Origin of the sequence: Haliea sp., assembly GCF_041395985.1 — a bacterium.
Classification (GTDB): Bacteria; Pseudomonadota; Gammaproteobacteria; order Pseudomonadales; family Halieaceae; genus Haliea.
On the sequence record NZ_JAWKZJ010000009.1, the window covers coordinates 12,202 to 31,662 of the forward strand.

20 protein-coding genes are annotated in these 19,461 nt (G+C 63.1%); 9 read left to right on the forward strand and 11 right to left on the reverse strand.

From position 1 onward, the window contains the following. Window positions 1-254 precede the first annotated feature (254 nt). Window positions 255-2,141, forward strand: coding sequence for a hypothetical protein (locus tag R3E49_RS15215; protein WP_371295823.1), 1,887 nt, complete (start codon window positions 255-257; stop codon window positions 2,139-2,141). 132 nt (window positions 2,142-2,273) lie between these two features. On the opposite strand, the gene R3E49_RS15220 is transcribed toward R3E49_RS15215, so the two are convergent. Next, window positions 2,274-3,497: an Nramp family divalent metal transporter gene (locus R3E49_RS15220; protein ID WP_371295824.1), complete on the reverse strand. Its 1,224-nt coding sequence runs from the start codon at window positions 3,495-3,497 to the stop codon at window positions 2,274-2,276. Window positions 3,498-3,556: 59 nt separating this feature from the next. Between R3E49_RS15220 and R3E49_RS15225 the strand changes: the two genes are divergently transcribed. The 4 genes from R3E49_RS15225 to R3E49_RS15240 are packed head-to-tail and all read left to right on the forward strand — an operon-like array spanning window position 3,557 to window position 6,074. Continuing rightward, on the forward strand, window positions 3,557-4,432 hold the full coding sequence (locus tag R3E49_RS15225) for a glycosyltransferase (RefSeq protein WP_371295825.1): 876 nt from the start codon (window positions 3,557-3,559) through the stop codon (window positions 4,430-4,432). A gap of 49 nt (window positions 4,433-4,481) precedes the next feature. Beyond that, window positions 4,482-5,198: a hypothetical protein gene (locus R3E49_RS15230; RefSeq protein WP_371295826.1), complete on the forward strand. Its 717-nt coding sequence runs from the start codon at window positions 4,482-4,484 to the stop codon at window positions 5,196-5,198. 2 nt (window positions 5,199-5,200) lie between these two features. Further along, window positions 5,201-5,656 (forward strand): ribosomal protein S18-alanine N-acetyltransferase, encoded by a 456-nt coding sequence (gene rimI / locus R3E49_RS15235; protein ID WP_290741519.1) that lies wholly within the window; start codon window positions 5,201-5,203, stop codon window positions 5,654-5,656. A 7-nt stretch (window positions 5,657-5,663) separates the two neighbouring features. Continuing rightward, window positions 5,664-6,074: a hypothetical protein gene (locus R3E49_RS15240; RefSeq protein WP_371295827.1), complete on the forward strand. Its 411-nt coding sequence runs from the start codon at window positions 5,664-5,666 to the stop codon at window positions 6,072-6,074. Between the two features lie 20 nt (window positions 6,075-6,094). Here the strand turns inward: R3E49_RS15240 and R3E49_RS15245 are convergent, their stop codons facing one another. The 7 genes from R3E49_RS15245 to metG form a co-directional block, all read right to left on the reverse strand. Beyond that, window positions 6,095-6,808, reverse strand: a complete 714-nt coding sequence (locus R3E49_RS15245) for an electron transport complex subunit E (protein WP_371295828.1) — start codon at window positions 6,806-6,808, stop codon at window positions 6,095-6,097. After that, window positions 6,805-7,473: an electron transport complex subunit RsxG gene (gene rsxG / locus R3E49_RS15250; protein ID WP_371295829.1), complete on the reverse strand. Its 669-nt coding sequence runs from the start codon at window positions 7,471-7,473 to the stop codon at window positions 6,805-6,807. The genes R3E49_RS15245 and rsxG overlap by 4 nt, the downstream gene beginning before the upstream one ends. Further along, entirely contained in the window at window positions 7,473-8,501 is a 1,029-nt protein-coding gene (gene rsxD, locus R3E49_RS15255; RefSeq protein WP_371295830.1) for an electron transport complex subunit RsxD, read from the reverse strand. Before rsxD ends, rsxG begins: the two co-directional genes overlap by 1 nt. After that, a complete protein-coding gene (rsxC, locus tag R3E49_RS15260; RefSeq protein WP_371295831.1) occupies window positions 8,501-10,234 on the reverse strand; it encodes an electron transport complex subunit RsxC in 1,734 nt (577 codons plus the stop codon). Before rsxC ends, rsxD begins: the two co-directional genes overlap by 1 nt. Continuing rightward, window positions 10,231-10,845 (reverse strand): electron transport complex subunit RsxB, encoded by a 615-nt coding sequence (gene rsxB, locus R3E49_RS15265; protein ID WP_371295832.1) that lies wholly within the window; start codon window positions 10,843-10,845, stop codon window positions 10,231-10,233. The genes rsxC and rsxB overlap by 4 nt, the downstream gene beginning before the upstream one ends. A 4-nt stretch (window positions 10,846-10,849) precedes the next feature. After that, the gene (gene rsxA / locus R3E49_RS15270) at window positions 10,850-11,428 is read right to left on the reverse strand and encodes an electron transport complex subunit RsxA (RefSeq protein ID WP_027949109.1); all 579 of its coding nucleotides are present in this window, start codon (window positions 11,426-11,428) and stop codon (window positions 10,850-10,852) included. Between the two features lie 91 nt (window positions 11,429-11,519). Further along, window positions 11,520-13,190 (reverse strand): methionine--tRNA ligase, encoded by a 1,671-nt coding sequence (gene metG / locus R3E49_RS15275; protein ID WP_371295833.1) that lies wholly within the window; start codon window positions 13,188-13,190, stop codon window positions 11,520-11,522. A 161-nt stretch (window positions 13,191-13,351) separates the two neighbouring features. On the opposite strand from metG, the gene apbC reads away from it, so the two are divergent. Both apbC and dcd read left to right on the forward strand, forming a co-directional pair. Next, window positions 13,352-14,167 carry an iron-sulfur cluster carrier protein ApbC gene (apbC, locus tag R3E49_RS15280; protein ID WP_371295834.1) on the forward strand — a complete coding sequence of 272 codons (816 nt, stop codon included), beginning with the start codon at window positions 13,352-13,354 and terminating at the stop codon, window positions 14,165-14,167. 17 nt (window positions 14,168-14,184) lie between these two features. Beyond that, entirely contained in the window at window positions 14,185-14,751 is a 567-nt protein-coding gene (gene dcd / locus R3E49_RS15285) for a dCTP deaminase (RefSeq protein WP_371295835.1), read from the forward strand. Window positions 14,752-14,761: 10 nt separating this feature from the next. Here dcd and R3E49_RS15290 read toward each other — a convergent pair whose 3' ends face one another. From R3E49_RS15290 to purM, 3 genes are read right to left on the reverse strand one after another with little or no spacing between them, the layout of a single operon-like run. Continuing rightward, a complete protein-coding gene (locus tag R3E49_RS15290; RefSeq protein WP_371295836.1) occupies window positions 14,762-15,535 on the reverse strand; it encodes a DUF3108 domain-containing protein in 774 nt (257 codons plus the stop codon). Next, on the reverse strand, window positions 15,453-16,148 hold the full coding sequence (gene purN, locus R3E49_RS15295; protein WP_371295837.1) for a phosphoribosylglycinamide formyltransferase: 696 nt from the start codon (window positions 16,146-16,148) through the stop codon (window positions 15,453-15,455). The genes R3E49_RS15290 and purN overlap by 83 nt, the downstream gene beginning before the upstream one ends. Then, a complete protein-coding gene (gene purM, locus R3E49_RS15300; RefSeq protein WP_371295838.1) occupies window positions 16,148-17,185 on the reverse strand; it encodes a phosphoribosylformylglycinamidine cyclo-ligase in 1,038 nt (345 codons plus the stop codon). The genes purN and purM overlap by 1 nt, the downstream gene beginning before the upstream one ends. 165 nt (window positions 17,186-17,350) lie before the next feature. On the opposite strand from purM, the gene R3E49_RS15305 reads away from it, so the two are divergent. Both R3E49_RS15305 and R3E49_RS15310 read left to right on the forward strand, forming a co-directional pair. After that, entirely contained in the window at window positions 17,351-18,391 is a 1,041-nt protein-coding gene (locus R3E49_RS15305; protein ID WP_371295839.1) for a DUF2066 domain-containing protein, read from the forward strand. After that, window positions 18,379-19,461: an AI-2E family transporter gene (locus tag R3E49_RS15310; protein WP_371295840.1), complete on the forward strand. Its 1,083-nt coding sequence runs from the start codon at window positions 18,379-18,381 to the stop codon at window positions 19,459-19,461. Before R3E49_RS15305 ends, R3E49_RS15310 begins: the two co-directional genes overlap by 13 nt.

Here is a 19,461-nt window from a genome sequence, read left to right on the forward strand (position 1 = left end):
TGCTGTTGCCATGGGTGTGCAACCCCCGACCGAAGAGGCAGGAGCGGAAATTTGCCCAGCATACAGGCTGATATGAACCAAAAAGTCACAAAAAGCGTGTATGGGCTTGTAATTCATAGAGATTCTTTGATATCCCGTGCTAAGCTTGGTGCGGTTAGGGTCTGCTCTGGTTGATTCTGCGGGCAAACGCCGCATAATCGTTCAGGGACGAAAAAAACCAAGATCTGCTTCAGAGTGGGCAACAGGGGACGACAATGATCATCAGGGGCATTACTCAATATAGCCGACTGGCTGCGCTACTGGTTACCGCGTTTGCATTGACGGCCTGTGGCGGCGGCGGTGGTGGTGGCGGCGGTTTTCTGCCGGATCCCGATACGCCGAACAACCTTGCCCTGAGCGTACTGCTCGAAAAAGAATCGGTGCCCGTGAACGCGGCGCAGAATCCGGCACAGTCCGACAGTCCCCACGTGGCCGAGATCGCAGTTGAAGTCACGGACAGCGGCACGGGGCTGCCTGTCACGGGCGCGGAGGTCACGGTCTCCTTCACCGGAACCCGAATCGGCGGCCTGCTGAGCGAAGAGGATCTCGCCAGTGGCGCAGAGGACACACTGTCCAGCGTCAGCGTCCAGACGGGTTCCAACGGCGATGCCAGGGTGTATTTCGTAGCCGGCGCAGTCAGCGGCGAAGCCACATTGCGGATCCGCGCGGAGCGCTCGGCGCAGGGCTCGACCACGGGTGGCGCAGAATCCGTGGTGACGATTGCTGTTGTCAGTGCAGCCGGTCCTGTTGCCGGGCTGGAGTTCACCGGGCCCTTTATCGAGGCGATTCGTACCAATCGGGTACAGATAGGTCTCGCCGCCGATGAAACCATCGATTTCCAGAACGGCACCTACAGCCGCGTGGTCTCGGTGACGGCAACCGATGCCAACGGTAACCCGGTGGCAGTCAATACACCCATCCTGTTCCGTTTGATTGACGCGCCCCTCACTGGCTACCCGGAGTCCGGCGCCGGCAGTTTCGTGATTACCGGTTCCAACGGCAATCCGCTTGAGGGTAATTTCAGCTTCAATGCGGCGGGCGGCAACTTCTCCGCACTGGGTGCTCGGGTGGGTGACCGTCTGGCACTGGCGCCCGATCCGGACGGCCGTTCGTTTTACCATGCCGGTATTCGCACCATTGCCGAATTCCCCGCAGACCGCCCCGACTCACTGTCTATCCGCTCTGACGAAGAGGCCTTCCGTGTCGGCGAAGACCAGGGGGCAACCGTGCCCTACGTGATCGGGCGCGCCCGCGTGGGCAACATCCAGGCGCTTGCCTTCACCGATGCCAACGGAACCGCAAGCACGTTGCTGACGTATCCTTTCAGTAATCTCGGGCGCACCGCACTGATCGTTGCGCAGACGGAGGATTTCTCTGTCAGCCGCGTGTTCAACCCGGGTGGTCCTGTGTACCTGGGCTCCCTGGAGGAAGATGGTATCAGTCTGACTGCGTCGACCAGCATTCTGGCGAGTAACGTGAATGACGGTGTCGTGTCGCTGTGCGTACGTGATGGCAACCAGGTGCCGCTGTCGTCGCAGTCGATCCAGTTCAGCACGGGCGATACCTTTGGCGCCAGTGTTGACGTGAACGGCCGTGGCTCCTCAGGCACACTGGTCACGGGCAGTGGCGGTTGCGCCACGGCAGTGGTCAACGTGGAAGGGCAGCTTCCGGGTAGCCAGGAAATCACGCTGCTGTTTGCGGTACAGTCCATCGGGGAGGCGAGCGAAGTCGAGGTGACGATCCTGGCGTCGGGAGACGGCAACCTGATCGGCAACCTGAACTGCGGCTCCAGCCGGCTGGGGCTGCTTTACCTGACGAGCTCCGGCGAGCCGATCCCCGATGCGCTGATCTCTGTCACGTCGTTTGACTGGCCGGCTGGCAGTCCCAACTTCATCTTCTCGCCAGCGTCTGATTCCGGTTCAAGTGCAGGCATTACCGATGCCAGTGGCGCGGTGACGGTGCGCTACTCCACCGTGCTGCCTCCGGCGCAGGAGACTGATCAGGACTACAGCTACACGGCGACCTTCGAGACCGGTAACGGCGACGCTCAATTCGACCTCGAATGTAACTTCACCGTGGTGGGCACCGGCACTGATCCATAAGGGAGCAGCGCCGGGGCTGATTCCCTGCCGGCATGGCAGGGCAGTCTCTACAGGCGACCGTTGCTGAGGGCTGGCAACGGTTGTCCTGCTCTGTCATTGACAGGTAGAACCTCCCCGCCTTGCAAGCCGCTGCTATAGCCAGCCGGCGACATCCAGGATTTTCAGGCCTCCGAGGCCAACCGCCACCGCAACGACCACGCCTCCGAGCAGGTTGGCAGGCCATCGGTTTGCCTGTGCGCCCAGCAGTGCCCGGCTGTTCATGACCATCAGCAGAAAGACGGCCACCACAGGCAGTAGCAGGCCGTTGGCCATTTGCGCCAGAAGGATAGCGCTCAGCGGCCGTGTGCCCAGTGCCGCGAACAGCGTGCCCGTGACCAGAACACCGATCCAGACCAGGCGAAACCCGGGTGCGGTCATCCGGGAGGACCAGCCCAGGGCGCCACAGACCGCGTAGGATGCGGCCAGCGGTGCGGTAATCGCACTGGTCAGCCCCCCCGCAAACAGGCCCGCAGCGAAGATGCTGTGCGCTGCGGGCCCCAGCAGCGGTTCCAGTTGCAGTGCCAGAGAGTTGCCGTCGAATGCGACACCCGTACCAAAGAATGCCGTTGCAGCGGTGCTCATGATGGCGAGCGTGATCAGCCCTCCGAGGCCGATCGAGAGCCCGCTGTCCAGACGTGACTCATGGATGGCCTGCTTCAGAGGCAGGTTGGCCGGCCACTTCTCGCGCACGGCATTGGCATGGAGAAAGAGGTTGTAGGGGACGACAGTTGTGCCAATCAGCGCGATGGCGACCATGACCGAGCCCTCGGGCAGTGTGGGCCGCAGCAGCCCCCGAAGCAGATCACCCGGGGACGGGCCGATGACGATGGCCGCCAGGACAAACACCACGCTCATGACCAGCACGAGCACTATCAACACCCCTTCCAGTACGGCGTAGCGCCCGCTGGCCAGCAGCAATGCCGCCCCGAGGCCGATAATGATCGACCAGAAAGTGGTGCCTGTGCCGGATACGGTACTCAGGGCCAGCGACGCGCCCGCGATATTGCCTGCCTCATAAGCGGCATTGCCGACGCCGATGGCGAGCACCACCAGCACCACCGCCAGTTTCCCGAGAACGGGGCTGCTGAAGTGCGCTCGCATCGCCTCTGCGAGCCCCGCCCGCGTAGCCAACCCCAGGCGCGCGCTCATTTCCTGCAGGACATAGGTGGCGATGATCGAGAACAGCAGTGCCCAGAGCAGGGCAAAGCCGAAATGGGCACCTGCGGAACTCGCTGTGGTGATGGTGCCCGGGCCGATAAATGCCGCGGTCACCAGGAGCCCGGGGCCAAAGCGGAAGCGGCGGGTTGTCGACGTCATGGGGCCTTACTCTCACAGCGTATTGGGGTGCATGGTAGCAGTGTTGTACTAGGTTGTCGGTGGCCGCTGCTGATACCATGCCGGGCATGCATTCGCTGTCCTCCGCCTCGTCGCTGTGTGTTTCTGTGGTCGTCTATCACAGCAACCTGCAGCGCCTGCAGGAGACGCTGGAGACGCTGTTGGCCTCTGTACACGCAGCGCGCAGCGCCGGGGTGGTGTCTAGCGTTGCGGTGGTTTTGGTCGATAATTCGCTGTGCCCCGACTATCACCGTGAGTTGCTGGTGGTCATCGATCGAGTGTCATCGACGGATGCGGCTGTAGAGTACCGGGTGCTGGCACCCACGAAGAACTCCGGTTACGGGGCTGGGCACAACAGCGCCCTGGAGACCTGCGAGTCGGACTATCACCTGATCCTGAACCCGGACATTGTCTCGGCCCCGGCGTCGCTGCTGGTGGGCATCGAATACCTGCGCGAACATCCGGGTGTCGTGCTGGTTTGTCCAGATGGCGCGTTGGCGGATGGCCGCCCGGCCTATCTGAGCAAGCGCATGCCATCCGTGCTGGTCCTGGCACTGCGGGCATTCGCGCCGCGCTGGCTGCAGGCCCGTTTTGCTGCGCGCCTCGCCCACTACGCCATGCACGATGTGCACGCCGCGGGCAGGCCGGCGCCGGTGCCGCTGGCCAGCGGCTGTTTCATGCTCGTGCGCAGCGGCGCGCTGCGCCAGATCGGGGGTTTTGATCCGGCGTTCTTTCTCTATTTCGAGGATTTTGATCTGTCTTTGCGGCTGGCCCCCCTGGGTGAGCTGCATTACCTGCCCGCCATGCGCGTGCGCCACTATGGTGGCGACAGTGCGCGCAAGGGCCTCAGGCATCTCGCCTGTTTCCTGCGTTCTGGCCTGCGCTTCTTCCATCGCTACGGGTGGCGCTGGCTGTAGCTCGTGACGAAAACTGCTAGACTCGCGCTTCACTGATAGACGAATGCCCATGGCAACCCAACGAGATTTGCACAAGCTGGCCTGCCTGGAGCCCCTGGGGTTGCAGCTGTTGGTTGCTCACCGGACGTTGCCGGGTGCGGCCCCGAGCCCGCCTCGCGTACCGGTGATGCGAGGCAGCCCGGTGGCCGCTGCACCGCAACAGCCGGCAGAGCGGCCTGCGCGTATTGCGCCCCCGCCCCCGGTGATCCCTGCTGCCAGGCCTTTGGCGACGTCTCTGAGCCCGCCGCCCTCGACAGCGGTGCGCAGCGATACGGCCAAGCCCGCTGTGGCACCGGCTGTCACATTCAGTATTGTCTCGATTGTTGCTGGTGGTTGTCTCTGGTTGCACTCCGCGGACGGCGGCGACCTGCCGGCCGATGAACTGCAACTGATGCGTGCCATGGGGTTTGCGCGCGCTGTGCGGGCCGGCGGCAGACGTGAGGGGGCGCTACCGCCCACCCGGTTTGACTGGCCGATGCACACCAACCGCCAGCTGGACCTCGGTGAGGAGGCCGCCGCAGCCGCCCTGACCGGCTTTGTCCTGCGCCAACTGCGTGACAGAGACTGCCACGGCCTCGTGTTACTGGGTGAGCGCGCAGGACAGTACCTGCTGCAGCCCGAGTTGGACGGCGTGCGCACGGTGCGTTTGCCGGCCTGCGCCGAGATGATTGCTGCCCCTGCTTTGAAGCGCGATGCGTGGCTGGCGCTGCTGGCCCTGGAACACTAGACGTGTCGGCTCTGGTTCGGCCGGCGTTACCCGAAGATGCCCCGCGAATGGCCCTGTTGGACGCCAGCGCTTCCCTGTGGCCCTGGCGTGAGTCCCAGTACCTGCGCTGTTGCGCCACCGCGGAAGACAGCGCCGAGCGAGCCCTGTTGCTGGAGGTGGATGCGGTGCTGCAGGGTTTTGTGGTGTACGCGCGCGAATTTGACGACGGCAGCATCTACAATATTGTGGTTGCAGATACAGCCCGTCGCCAGGGCTTTGGTTTACGCCTGCTGCAGGCCGCGGTCGATGCCATGGTGGCCAGTGGAGCAAGGCGTTGTCTGCTGGAGGTGCGCAAGTCAAACAGCGCGGCGCGCAAGCTGTATGAGCAGATGGGGTTTCACGTCGACGGCATGCGGCGCAACTATTACCCCCTGCCGACCGGGCGTGAAGATGCGGTACTGATGTCACTGGACCTGTGAGAGACCGATGGACGTAGTGGAAACCGAGTGGTGGACGATGGCATTGGCGCCCGAGTGGTGGGCTGATGTGGAAGAGGACGGCACGGTGCTGGTCGCAGATGAGGACGACGTGGGCTGCCTCGAGATGACCACCTTGCACAAAACCGATGGCCAACTCACCCCGGCCGAGCTCAAGCAGATAGCGGTAACCGAATCGCCTTCGGTGCCTGCCTGGAAGGCCGTAAACTGCGGCGACTTCCGCGGCTTCACGGCGAGCTTTTCCGAGGCGGAGGCTGCGGTGCGCGAGTGGTACCTGGCGTCCGGGGGCCTTCTGCTATTTGTCAGTTACAGTTGTGATCTGGATAACCGGGGTATGGATGACGCGGCGGTGGACGCGCTGCTCGATACACTCGCCCGCAGCGCGCCCGCCAGCGCCTGAAGCTGTTTCTCAACCTCAGCTCAGCTGATGGTGCCCGTGACACGCACCCGCTTGGCACCCTTGACCGGTCTCGCCTTCAGGGCGTCCTGGCGGCGTTTGATATGTCCGTCGATCAGGTTTTTGCCAGCGATCATCAGCCCGGTGAAAATGAATGCGCCCGGCGGCAGTATGGCCAGTAGGAAGGGTTGATAATCATCGATCAGCACCAGTTTCCAACTCGCCGCTGCGGGGCCGAACAGCAATTGCATATCGGCAAACAATGCGCCAGTGCCGAGCAGTTCGCGCAGGGCGCCGAGTAGCACCAGCACCACTCCGAACCCCAGCCCCATGATCAGCCCATCGTACAGCGCCGGCGCGACCGCGTGTTTGCTGGCAAAGGCGTCGGCGCGTCCAAGAATGACGCAATTGGTGGTGATCAATGGGAGGAAAATCCCGAGAATCTGGTACAGCTCAAACGCAAAGGCCTGCATCAACAGTTCGGTACAGGTCACAGCGGAGGCGATGATCATGACAAACACCGGCAGGCGCACTGCATCCGAGACCACATTGCGGATCACCGAGACGGCCGTGTTGGAGCAGGCCAGCACCAGGGTGGTGGCGGCTGCCAACCCCAGTGCATTGACCACGTTACCGGTGACGGCGAGCAGTGGGCAGAGACCCAGCAGTTGTACGATAGCCGGATTGTTTTTCCACAAGCCGTTGAGTGTCAGCTCGCTGTAGGCGGGGGTGCTCATGCGGTGGGGCCCTCCTCGGGTGCGCTGTCGCGGCCTGATTCTGCGGGGCCGAACAGCCCGGTGCGTTCGCGTTGCACGTAGAGCAGTGCCCGCTGTACTGCTGCGACCACGGCGCGCGGTGTAATGGTCGCACCGGTAAACTGGTCAAAGCTGCCACCGTCCTTGCGCACGGCCCAGCCCGCGGGCTTCGGGTTTTCCAGCGAGGCGCCGGTGAAGTCAAGGATCCACTGCGACTTGCGCAGGTCGACCTTGTCACCGAGGCCCGGAGTTTCGCGGTGCTTGACAGTGCGGACCCCGGCGATGCTGCCATCGGCGTTTACCCCGACAATCAACTCGATATCGCCGCTGTAACCGTCTCGCGCCACGACCGGTACGATCACGGCCACGGCCTTGTTCCCCTGGCGCGCAATGTACAGCGGACGCGGTTCGCGTAAACCGAGATCCGTGAACTCAGGCTGCAGCATACGTGTGTCGTCCAGCATACTGTTGTCGTGGCGCTCACGTGGCACGATCTCCAGCAGCGCCTTCTCTTCCGCATGTCGCTGCTCGAGGGCGATGGTGTCGCGGGTAGCCAGCCAGGTGCCACCAATCAGCAGGGCGGTGAACAGGGCGAACAGGGCAAGCAGCGCGCTGTTGCGGGTGATGGATTGCCCGAGTAGCTGCATCAGCCTGCGCCCCCTGATTTGCCGTGGCCGTAGACACGGGGCTGCGTGTAGTGGTCGATGAAGGGCGCCGCGAAGTTGGCAATGAGCACGGCGAATGCCACGGCATCGGGGTAGTTACCCCAGACCCGAATCAGGTACACCAGTACGCCGATCAGCGCGCCGAATACCAGTCGCCCGCGCACTGAAACGGCGGAGGACACCGGGTCGGTGATAATGAAAAAGGCGCCGAACATGGTTGCGCCGCTGAGCAGGTGAAACAGCGGCGAGCCGCCACTGCTGGAACTGCCGCCGTCGTAGAACAGCGTCGCCATCAGCGCCAGACTGGCAAGCATGGCCACCGGCGCATGCCAGGTAAATATGCGTCGGTACAGCAGCCAGAGTCCGCCGGCCAGAAAAGCCAGGTTGACCCACTCCCAGCCAATGCCTGCCCAGCGTCCGAACTGCGGTGTCTGTGCCCAGAGATCTTCAAGCAACAGCCCCTGGTTCTGGCGCAGTACATCCAGCGGCGTCGCCATGGTGACCGCGTCGTAGCGGGCGGGCAGGAAGCAGGCCTGTAGAGCCTCCCAGAGGCCGGGCACGTCCCCCAGACCGCGTGGTGGTGCCCAGGCGGTCATTTGCACCGGGAAGGAGATCAGCAGCACCACGTAGCCAACCATAGCGGGGTTGAACGGATTGTAGCCCAGCCCCCCATAGAGCTGCTTGGCCATCAGTATCGACGCCGCCACCCCCACTGCAATCAACCACCAGGGGGCGTAGGGCGGCAGGGCGATGCCCAGCAGTACACAGGTGACCAGCGCGCTGCAGTCCTTCAGGTAGAAAGCCAGGGACCGGCCGCGCAGCAACAGGGCGATAGATTCACAGGCCAGGCCGACGAGACAGGCCCAAAGCACGTTGATCAGGGTGCCAAAGCCAAAGAACAGCGTCAGCACAAACACGCCGGGCACCGTGGCCAGAAGCACCTGGCGCATGACCATGCCGGTGCTGTAGCTGCCGTGGGCATGGGGTGAGCTGACGCGCATCAGTGCCATCAGTCGGTGCCCGTTTCCGTTGCCGCTGCTTCTGCCTCGGCCAGTTTGTCCTTCAGTCGCTGCACGGTCGCCTCCAGGGCGCTGACGATCTTGGCATCTTCACCGGCAGTGATGCTTTGCGCCAGGCGCTGTTCCGACTTTGCCAGTTTCTGCCGCAGCGCCGCTTCCGGGGATGCCTTCGCCGGGGTGGCGGCCGTGGCATCCCCCGCCTGCTGCGCCGCCTTCTTCGCCTTGGCGCGCTCAATGGCGGCCTGGATCGGGTCCTCTTCGCCGCCCTGTTCGGCCAGGGCCGCGCGCTTTTCAGCAGCCGCCTTGCGTGCGGCACGCTTCGCCTCGCGCTCTTCCTCTTCCTGGGCAAGCCGCGCCTGGCGCGCCTCAAACCGCAACCGCGCCTGCTCCGATTTGGCGTGTTCGCGCCGCTGTTGCAGGATGTCTGCTTTCGATGCGCGGTAGTACTGTACCAGCGGTATATGGCTGGGGCACACCCAGGAGCAGGCGCCACATTCGATGCAGTCGAACAGATTGTGTTGCTCCAGCTTTTCGAATTCCTTGCCTTGGGCGAACCAGAACAACTGCTGTGGCAGCAGGCTTGCCGGACAGGCCTCCGCACAGAGGCCGCAGCGGATGCAGGGCTGCGCGGGCGGTGGGGGTGGCAGTTCCTCGGCAGTCGGGGCAAGTATACAGTTGGTGGTTTTGACAACTGGGGCCTGGGGTGTGGTGACGGTGAACCCCATCATCGGTCCGCCCATCACGAGGCGCTCGCAGCGCTCGGGGTGCAGGCCTGCAAGATCCAGCAGGTATTGCATGGGTGTGCCCAGCAGTACCTCAAAATTCTGTGGGCTGTCCACGGCATTGCCGGTGACGGTGGTTATGCGGGAAATCAGGGGACGCCCGTCGCAGATGGCGTCCCGTACCGCGACGGCCGTGCCCACGTTCTGGCAGACAATGCCCAGATCTCCCGGCAGGCCGCCACTGGGTACCTGCTGCCCGGTGAGTATTTCGATGAGCTGTTTTTCGCCGCCGGAGGGGTACTTGGTGGGGAAGGTCACCACCTCTATGGCGCTGCCTGCGGCCGCCGCCTGCAGTGCCGCAATGGCCTCGGGTTTATTGTCTTCGAGGCCCAACAGGATCTCCTGCGGCTGCAGGATATGCTGCAGGATGGCGATACCAGCGACGATGTCGTCAGCGCGCTCGCGCATGAGAATGTCGTCCGCCGTGATGTAGGGCTCGCACTCGGTGCCGTTGATGATCAGTGTCTTGACGCTTTGCCCGGGCTTGCCGGCGAGCTTGACCGCGGTGGGAAAACCGGCTCCGCCCATCCCCGCGATGCCGGCGTTGCGGATCAGTTCAAGTAATTCGGTGGCTTCGCAATCCCTGTAGTTCGCCACGCCCTCTAATGGCGCCCATTCATCCTCGCCGTCACAGTCGATGATGATGCAGGGTGCGGGGAAACCGGAGGGGTGCGGAATGGGGCGCTCTTCGATGGCGCTGATATGTCCAGAGGTCGGCGCGTGCAGGGGCACACTGACGTGGCCGCCGGGCTCAGCAATCATCTGCCCTTTCAGCACCCGGTCACCGACCGCCACGATCGGTCGTGCGGGCGCGCCAATATGTTGGGAAAGGGGCAAAATCAGCTGCTGCGGTATGCCCGCCCCCCGGATCCTGCTGCCCAGCGACTGGTGTTTGTTTTCGGCGGGGTGTATGCCGCCGTGAAAACCGTAAACCCGCCTCATGCCGCACGCTCGGCTGAGGGCGTGTCGGTGGCGATGATATTCAGGTTGCGGCTACGCTGTGCAGGCAGTTGCCAGTGCCAGGTTTGCAGGTTTTCCTCCTGCGGAATCATATCGATGCAGTCGACCGGACAGGGCTCCACGCACAGGTCGCAGCCGGTACACTCGCTGGCAATCACGGTGTGCATCTGCTTGGCGGCGCCCAGAATGGCGTCCACAGGGCAGGCCTGAATGCACTTGGTACAACCGATACACTCATCCTCGCGGATGAACGCTACGGCTTTGACCTTTTCTTCACCGTGTTCTTCATCCAGCGGCGGCGCCTCGACATCCAGCAGGTCGGCCAGCGCCTGTATCGTGGCTTCGCCGCCGGGCGGACACTTGTTGATCGCCTCACCACCGGCAATCGCCTCGGCATAGGGCCGACAGCCCGGAAACCCGCATTGGCCACATTGGGTCTGCGGCAGTATGGCGTTGATCTGGTCCGCGATGGGGTTGCCTTCGGTGCGGAAACGCACCGCGGCAAAGCCCAGTAGCGCCCCAAACGGCGCGCCAAGGCCGACCAGCGCCAGCAGCGCCGCCAGCAGGGGGTAGTCAGCAATCCAGTTCGGCATCGCGCTACACCAACCCCGCAAAGCCCATAAAGGCCAGCGACATCAAACCGGCGGTAACCATCCCAATGGCGGCGCCCCGGAAGGGCTCCGGCACATCGGCCACTGCAAGCCGCTCGCGCATCGCGGCAAACAGAATGAGCACGAGGGAAAAGCCGAGGGCGGCGCCGAACCCGTAGAACAGGGCCTGCAGGAAACTGTGGTCCTTGTTGATGTTGAGCAGCGCCACACCCAGCACGGCACAGTTGGTGGTAATCAACGGCAGGTAAACGCCCAGGACACGGTGCAGGAGGGGACTGCTTTTGCGCACCACCATTTCCGTAAACTGCACCACCACGGCGATCACCAGGATGAAGGAGATGGTGCGCAGGTATTCCAGGCCCAGAGGCTCCAGCAGCAGGTAGTAGGTCAGGTGGCTGCAGGCCGATGCCAGGGTGAGCACAAACGTGGTCGCCATCGACATGCCCATGGCTGTTTCCAGTTTGTTGGACACGCCCATGAACGGGCACAGCCCAAGGAACTGTACGAGCACAAAGTTGTTGACCAGAATGGCTCCGATCAGAAGGATGGAATAGTCGGCCAGCACAATAGTGTCATCAAGGGGTCAGCAAATCGCCTAATGGTAAGTAGTTATCCCGGTGGAAACAATCGCCACCGGGGTATAAAGCCGGCGCGGTTCAAACCTGGCCAGCCTGCGCCTCGTTCGCGCTCGCTGCGAGCAGCGCTTCGACCTGGGCGGGATCGATTCGCGTCAGCAGAGGCTGGAAAGGCTCCAGCTGATGCCCCAGCAAGGGCCCGTCTGCCAGCGCTGTCCAGTCCAGCGAACAGTTGAGGAACCGTTCGGATTTGCCTGCCATCGCGGGCAGTACCGGCTTCAGGTAGGTCATGAGTACCCGAAACAGATTGATGCCGACACTGCACACGGCGTGCACCTCAGCCTCACGGCCGCTTTCCTTGGCCAGAACCCATGGCTTGCGCTCATCGATGTACTGGTTGGCCCGATCGGCCAGCGCGACGATAGCCCGAATCGCCTTGCTGTACTCGCGTTGTTCATAGGCGTCCGCGATCGACTCTCCCTCGTCGAGAAACAGCTGTAGCAGCTCCGGCTCGGCGCAGTCAGTGCTGGTCCTGTTTTCAAAGCCCTTGCGCAGGAAGCCGGCGCAGCGGCTCGCGATATTGACGACCTTGCCAATCACATCGGCGTTGACGCGCTGCACGAAGTCCGTCAGGTTGAGATCGATATCGTCCACAGCAGCGCTAAGCTTGGCGGCAAAGTAGTAGCGCAGGTATTCGGCGTCCAGGTGGCCCAGGTAGGTGCCGGCGTTAATGAATGTGCCGCGGCTCTTGGACATCTTGGTCCCGTTGACCGTCAGGAAGCCATGCGCGTAGATCGCGGTGGGCGTGCGCAGGCCCGCGGAATGCAGCATCGCGGGCCAGAACAGGCCGTGGAAGTTGATGATGTCCTTGCCAATGAAATGAAACAGCTCGGCGTCGGCGTCGGCATGCCAATAGGCTGCAAAGTCCCGCCCGGTGCGCTCGCAGTAGTTCTGGAAGCTGGCGATGTAGCCAATGGGGGCATCGAGCCAGACGTAGAAGTACTTGCCTGGCTCGCCCGGAATCTCGAAGCCGAAGTAGGGGGCGTCGCGGCTGATATCCCACTCCTGCAGACCCGCAGCCGTCCATTCACGGAGTTTGTTGGCAATCTGCGGCTGCAGGGTGCCGGAGTCGATCCACTCGGCAAGCATGTCAGACAGCGCGGGCAGGTTGAAAAAGAAGTGGGTCGACTCCTTGTCCACCGGGCGTGCACCGGAAATTGCGGAAACCGGATCAATGAGGTCTGCCGGCGTGTAGGTTGCTCCGCAGGCTTCGCAATTGTCGCCGTACTGGCCGGGAGTCTTGCAGCGCGGACAGGTGCCCTTGATAAAGCGATCCGCGAGAAAAAGCTGCTTTTCAGGGTCGAAGGCCTGCACGATATCGCGGCGCGTGATGTGCCCGTTGGCCTGCAGGCGACGGTAGATTTCCTCGCTCCAGTAGCGGTTTTCCTCGGAGTGGGTGCTGTAGTAGTTGTCGAACCCTATGCAGAAGCCCGCTGCGTCCCGCTCGTGTTCTGCCTTGATCTTTGCAATCTGCTGCTCGGGCGTGATGCCCAGCTTCTCGGCTGTGAGCATGATGGCGGTACCGTGCGCATCGTCGGCGCACACGTAGAGGCAGTCATGGCCGCGTGACTTCTGGAAGCGAACCCAGATGTCAGTCTGCACCATCTCCAGCATGTGGCCCAGATGCAGTGGGCCGTTGGCATAGGGTAGGGCGCTGGTGACCAGTATCTTGCGCGCGCGACTGTCTGGCATGTGCTTGTCAGTTCCCTGCAGTTCAGAAAATGGGGGGGGCGTATCATAGCGGGTTTGCGCTCCTCAGTCATTGTCGGGGCCCGTGCAACTGCCTATACTGCCGAGCCATACGCGGGGCCTTCCTCCCCTCCGGTACGAGCATTTTACGGATCCCGGCAGTCATGAACACAATCAAGCACATTATCGCCGTTGCCTCAGGCAAGGGAGGCGTGGGTAAATCGACCACGGCAGTCAATCTGGCGCTGGCGCTGCAGTCACTGGGCAGCCGTGTGGGCCTGCTCGATGCCGATATCTACGGGCCGAGTCAGCAGCGCATGCTGGGCATCGCCGAGGGCACCAAGCCGGAGCAGAAGGATGGCAAGTGGCTGCTGCCGGTCATGGCGCACGGCTTGAAAACCATGTCGATGGGTTTCCTCGCCAGCGAGCGCACGCCGATGGTCTGGCGTGGTCCCATGGCCGGAGGTGCCCTGGTGCAGATGCTGGAGCAGACACTCTGGGGGGAGCTGGACTACCTGGTGATTGACATGCCACCGGGCACGGGTGACATACAGCTCACCCTGTCGCAAAAGGCCACGGTCGCGGGTGCCGTCATCGTGACCACACCGCAGGACATTGCCCTGCTGGACGCGCGCAAGGGTATCGAGATGTTTCGCAAGGTGGATGTGCCCATCCTGGGCATTGTCGAGAACATGGCAGTACATGTCTGCGGCCAGTGCGGCCACGTCGAACATATCTTCGGCAGCGAGGGCGGCGAGCGTGTGTCCCGGGACTACGGCGTGCCGCTGCTGGCGAGCCTGCCCCTGGCGCTGTCGATACGGGAGCAGACTGACAGCGGCACCCCTACCGTCGTGGCGGCACCCGACTCCACCGAGGCACAGCTTTACCTGGCAGCCGCGCGCGCCATTCAGTCGGCACTGTCGGGTACGGCGTCCGCGGGAGGCGTGCAGGTGCCCACTATTCGAATAACCGACGACTGACCGGAGCGTATGACAGCGTGAGTATCAAGGCAGACAAATGGATCCGCCGCATGGCGGAGCAACACGGCATGATCGAGCCCTTTGAGCCGAGCCAGGTGCGCAACGATGGAGAGCGCAGGCTGATTTCCTACGGCACATCCAGCTATGGGTATGACGTGCGCTGCTCCGACCACTTCAAGGTGTTTACCAATATCAACTCAGCCACGGTGGACCCCAAGGCGTTCGACGAGAACAGTTTCGTGGATGTGCGTGGTGATGTGTGCGTGATTCCGCCCAACTCCTTTGCACTGGCGGTGACCGTTGAATACTTTCGTATTCCGCGCAACGTGTTGACGATCTGCCTGGGCAAATCCACGTATGCCCGCTGCGGCATTATCGTCAACGTCACGCCGTTGGAGCCGGAGTGGGAGGGGCATGTGACGCTGGAGTTCTCCAACACCACGACCTTGCCGGCGAAGATCTATGCCAATGAAGGCGTCGCCCAGATGCTCTTCTTCGAATCGGATGAAGTGTGTGAGACCAGCTATCGCGACCGCGGTGGCAAATACCAGGGGCAGCGCGGCGTAACCCTGCCGCGCGCCTGAGTCGCGCGGTTCAGGGCACCAGCGCCTGCAGTGGAGTGCCTGCCATGCTGCCTTCAGCAAGCAGCACTTCAACCGGTTTGTCGTCCTCGACGTGGATGGTTTTCACCATCAGGTAGTCCCAGTCCGGTGCCAGCCACATGGCTGATTCACGGTCGGGCTCTTCGTGCAGGCGCTCGAAATGCAGTGTGTTCACCGGGCCCAGGGGTGTGTCGACAACTTCCTCACCCACATAGACCAGTTCATAGTCGCGGATGCGCTTGCCGTCGGCGATGCGCACCTGCAGGTTCTCGCGCGGGTTTTCCTTCGCCATCAATTGCAGTCGCAGCTGTTCCTGCTGGCTCATGCGGTCCAGCGTGCCCTCGGTGTACGGGAGCTCGTACCACTCGTCCTTGTACAGACTGCGGACCGTGTCGGAGCCGGGCGTAAAATGCACCTCACGGCGCCGGTTGATCAGCCCTGTGCCCTGGTAGATGTAGGATTTGGGATGAATTTCACTGCCTTCAACGCTGAATACGGCGACCTCATGGAAGCCCACAACGAGCAGCTTGCCGCCGTTGGTGAGGGTGTAGCGCCCCTCGCCCTCGTCTTTCAATTCGCGCTCCAGGGTGACCGTCATACCCCGCGCGGACGTGGAATACTTGACGAGATAAGGCTGCAGCACGGGCTCGCCGGCGGCTTTGGCCGCCGCCGACAAGAGTGCGCTAAACAAGGCCGCCAGCAGCAGCGTCGTCAGTGACAGAGGGCGGCCGATATTGAAGCCCGTTCGCGGGTATCGTCTGGCCATCGAAAAGTGCTCCTTGTTTGTCCAGTGTGAGCCTGCCCTGCAGGAACCAGAGGGCGGCCAGCGGATAGATTGCGTGTTCCATTTCGAGGACACGCTGCGCCAGGCTGTCTGCGGTGTCATCCGCCCGTATCGGCACACGCGCCTGCAGCACAGGCGGGCCGCCATCCAGTTCGGGTGTCACAAAATGAACCGTACTGCCGGCTTCGCTGTCGCCGGCATCAATCGCCCGCTGGTGCGTGTGCAGCCCCGGGTACTTTGGCAACAATGACGGATGAATGTTCAATAATCTACCGGCAAAAGGTGTGATAAATACCGGCGTGAGGATGCGCATGAACCCGGCCAGGGCCACCAGGTCCGGCTGCACCTGTTGCAGCCGGTCGACCAGCGCGGCATCGAAGGCCTCGCGGGTGGGGTAGTCGGCATGGGCGATGCAGGCGGTTTCAATGCCGGCTTCCCGCGCTGTCTGCAGACCTTCAGCGTCAGCGCGGTTGCTGATCACCAGGCTGATCTTTGCCGGCAATGCACCATGGGTGCAGGCGTCGAGCAGCGCTCGCATATTCGAGCCCCGCCCGGAAATCAGCACGGCGATGCGGCCGCAGGGCGAGGCCGACATCAGGCCAGATCCACACCGCGCTCGCCGCTCTCGACGCGCCCTAGGCGCCAGGCGTTCAAGCCCTCATCGGACAGCAGTTGCAGGGTAGCGGCGGCATCGGACTCGGCGACGCAGAGGACCATACCCACACCGCAGTTGAATGTCCGGTACATTTCCGGCGTGGCGACGTTGCCACGCTCCTGCAGCCAGTGGAAAATCGGCGGCCAGTTCCAGGATGCGGTGTCCACCACCGCCCGGCAGTCAGCGGGGAGGACGCGCGGCAGATTCTCGGGCAAGCCACCACCGGTGATGTGGATCAGTGCCTTGACCTCCACCTGGCGGAACAGCCCAAGCAGTGCTTTGACGTAAATCACGGTTGGCGTGAGCAGCGTCTCGCCCAGGGTGCTGTCGCCAAAAGGCTCGTCCAGGCGGGCGCCACTGACCTCGAGTATCTTGCGGACCAGAGAGTAGCCGTTGGAGTGTGGCCCGCTGCTGCCGATGCCGATCAGCGTGTCACCCGCCGCGACTTTGCTGCCGTCAATAATCGCGGACTTTTCCACCACGCCAACGCAGAAACCCGCCAGGTCATAGTCTTCACCCTCGTACATGCCCGGCATTTCCGCGGTTTCCCCGCCGACCAGCGCGCATCCTGCCAGTTCACAGCCCTGGCCAATGCCGGCGACAACCGCTGCGGCGGTGTCAACGTTCAGCGCGCCGGTGGCGTAGTAGTCGAGGAAGAACAGAGGTTCGGCACCGGCGACCACCAGGTCGTTGACGCACATTGCCACGAGGTCAATGCCGATGGTGTCATGCACACCCATCTCCATGGCCAGCCGCAGTTTGGTTCCCACGCCATCGGTGCCCGATACCAGGACCGGCTGGCGATAGCCGGCGGGAATCTCACACAGTGCGCCAAAGCCGCCCAGTCCACCGAGCACCTCGGGGCGTGCCGTGCGCTGGGAAACATGCTTGATGCGCTCCACCAGTGCGTTGCCGGCGTCGATATTGACGCCGGCGTCCTTGTAGCTGAGGGTCTTGCCCTGGTTGTCTGTGCTCATGGTGTGCGGGGTCCGGTTCAGTTGCGGGCAGCTGTCGTTGCAGGGTGGCGTATTCTAGCCTTAATCGAGGGGCGATTCACGCCTGCGGCAATTTTCACGCTGAGCATCTCGCGGGCACCCGGCTGCTGTTACACTAGGCGTTTACCCAACACGCCGGAGGCCAACTTGCGTGCGCCCCTGAACTGGCTGGCAGCATTGCTGCTGCTCTTCGCCTGCAACGCCTGGCCGGCGGAGCTGGTCCGTGACCTGTATGTGGCTGACATTCCCGTTGCCGACCGCGGCGAGGCGGAGTTGGCGCGCGCCGCCGCAGAGGGGCTGGCCCAGGTGCTGGTGAAGGTGTCCGGGTCAGTGGATGTGCTGCAGCGGCAGGAGATTGCGCCGGTCTTGCAGGGCGCCCGCGCACGTGTGCAGCAGTACTCCTACAGCCGGGTCGATACGGGTACGGCGGAGTTGTCGGCACGGGTCGAGTTTGATCCGCTGCAGGTGCGTGACCTGCTGGTGAGCGCTGGGGCACCCATCTGGACCGCAACGCGCCCTGCAGTGCTGGTATGGCTGGTGGTTGAGGAGGCCGGTGAGCGCCGCTTTCTCAGCCCCGGTACGCATCCCGAGCTGACCGCTCAGCTGGCTGAGGGGTTCCGGCGGCGCGGGGTGCCGCTGCGGTTTCCGCTGCTGGACCTGGCCGACGCCGCGGCCCTGGATCCCGCCGAGGCCTGGCACCTGCCCTCGCCTTTGCTGGTTGCTGCGTCGACGCGCTACCGCGCGGGTGAGGTGCTGGCTGGGCGACTGGCGGTTCTGGCCTCTGGTGATGTGGTCGGCGACTGGGCGTACCTCTCAACGCAGGGTCGGCAGGCGCGCAGTGTGCCCCGCACAGAGCCAGGCCAGTTCATGCAGGCCGGGGTCGAGCTGGTGGTCGAGGACATGGCCGCACGCTACGCGATCAGTGGCGTGGAGGCGGGCGACGCGGTGTCGCTGCGCGTGCGTGGCGTGTCCAGCTATGCCGACTACGCGGCAATTATAAGCTGGCTGGAAGGGTTGGAACCTATCCGCCAGGCGCGGCTTACGGCGCTGGAGGAGGGTACCCTGACGCTGGCGATTGTTGCGGCGGCAGACAGTGCCCAGCTGGCGTCCATCATCGAGTTGAATCCGCGTATGCGGCCCGCGGCTGGCAACACCGTGGGAGGCTTGGAGTACCAGTGGCGCAACTAGAACCCGGGAATGCATTGCCGGTGCAGCGGTGGCCACTGGCGCTGGCGGCGCTGGTCGCGGTGGCGTTGGCGTTTTACCTGCTAAAGCCCATTCTGCTGCCCTTTGTGCTGGGTGCGCTCATCGGTTATCTGGGCGATCCCCTGGTGGATGCACTGGAGCGTCGCCGGCTGGGACGCACGACCGGCGTCTTGGTGGTGTTCGTTCTGTTTTCTGCGCTCGTGGTGTTGGGTGTGCTGGTTGCCGTGCCCCTTGTGTTGCAGCAGCTTGACGCGCTTGTGCAGAAAATACCTGTCTTATATCAGTGGGTTACAAAAAGTCTTCTGCCCTGGCTGCAGGAGCGTCTGAGTGTGCCGGCAGCCCAGTTGCCACAGATCGACTGGTCAGGGCAGCTCGCCGAGCACTGGCAGTCCCTGGGCAAGGTGACGGCATCAACGCTCAAGAGCATCACCGGCTCCGGGGCCGGTTTTCTCGCTGGCCTGTTCAATCTGGCACTGGTGCCCGTGGTGGCTTTTTACCTGATGCGCGATTGGGACATTCTGATGCAGAAGGCGCTCGGTATCGTGCCGGTCGCCTGGCACAAGAACGCGATAGCGCTGGTGAGCGAGGCCGATGAAGTGCTCAGCGCCTTCCTCCGTGGACAGTTCCTGGTCATGTGTTCGCTGGGCGTGATCTACAGCACCGGCCTGTGGCTGGTTGGGGTGCAGTTTGCCCTGGTGCTGGGCGTCGTTGCCGGGCTCGCCAGCATCGTGCCTTATCTGGGCTTTGTCGTGGGCATCCTCACGTCCTGCATACTGGCTTATGTGCAGTTCCAGGATTGGACCGTTCTGCTTTGGGTCGCCCTGGTGTTCGGTGTCGGCCAGGTGCTCGAGAGTGTCCTGCTGACCCCGGTGCTGGTGGGCGATCGCATCGGCCTGCATCCGGTGGCGGTGATCTTTGCGCTGATGGCCGGCGGGCAGATTGCAGGGTTTGTCGGCGTGCTGGTGGCACTGCCCGTGTCGGCGGTGATCATGGTCTTTGTGCGCCACGCCCTGGCCTATTACCGCGCCAGCCAGCTGTACAGCGGGGACTGA

Coding starts and splice junctions, on each gene's coding strand:
- R3E49_RS15215 (WP_371295823.1), top strand. CDS start 255: ATGATCATCAGGGGCATTACTCAATATAGCCGACTGGCTGCGCTACTG.
- metG (WP_371295833.1), bottom strand. CDS start 13,190: ATGCCAGACAGTCGCGCGCGCAAGATACTGGTCACCAGCGCCCTACCC.
- rsxC (WP_371295831.1), bottom strand. CDS start 10,234: ATGAGGCGGGTTTACGGTTTTCACGGCGGCATACACCCCGCCGAAAAC.
- rsxG (WP_371295829.1), bottom strand. CDS start 7,473: ATGCAGCTACTCGGGCAATCCATCACCCGCAACAGCGCGCTGCTTGCC.
- rsxD (WP_371295830.1), bottom strand. CDS start 8,501: ATGGCACTGATGCGCGTCAGCTCACCCCATGCCCACGGCAGCTACAGC.
- purM (WP_371295838.1), bottom strand. CDS start 17,185: ATGAGCACAGACAACCAGGGCAAGACCCTCAGCTACAAGGACGCCGGC.
- rsxB (WP_371295832.1), bottom strand. CDS start 10,845: ATGCCGAACTGGATTGCTGACTACCCCCTGCTGGCGGCGCTGCTGGCG.
- R3E49_RS15240 (WP_371295827.1), top strand. CDS start 5,664: ATGGACGTAGTGGAAACCGAGTGGTGGACGATGGCATTGGCGCCCGAG.
- R3E49_RS15230 (WP_371295826.1), top strand. CDS start 4,482: ATGGCAACCCAACGAGATTTGCACAAGCTGGCCTGCCTGGAGCCCCTG.
- R3E49_RS15290 (WP_371295836.1), bottom strand. CDS start 15,535: ATGGCCAGACGATACCCGCGAACGGGCTTCAATATCGGCCGCCCTCTG.
- apbC (WP_371295834.1), top strand. CDS start 13,352: ATGAACACAATCAAGCACATTATCGCCGTTGCCTCAGGCAAGGGAGGC.
- R3E49_RS15245 (WP_371295828.1), bottom strand. CDS start 6,808: ATGAGCACCCCCGCCTACAGCGAGCTGACACTCAACGGCTTGTGGAAA.
- R3E49_RS15220 (WP_371295824.1), bottom strand. CDS start 3,497: ATGACGTCGACAACCCGCCGCTTCCGCTTTGGCCCCGGGCTCCTGGTG.
- purN (WP_371295837.1), bottom strand. CDS start 16,148: ATGTCGGCCTCGCCCTGCGGCCGCATCGCCGTGCTGATTTCCGGGCGG.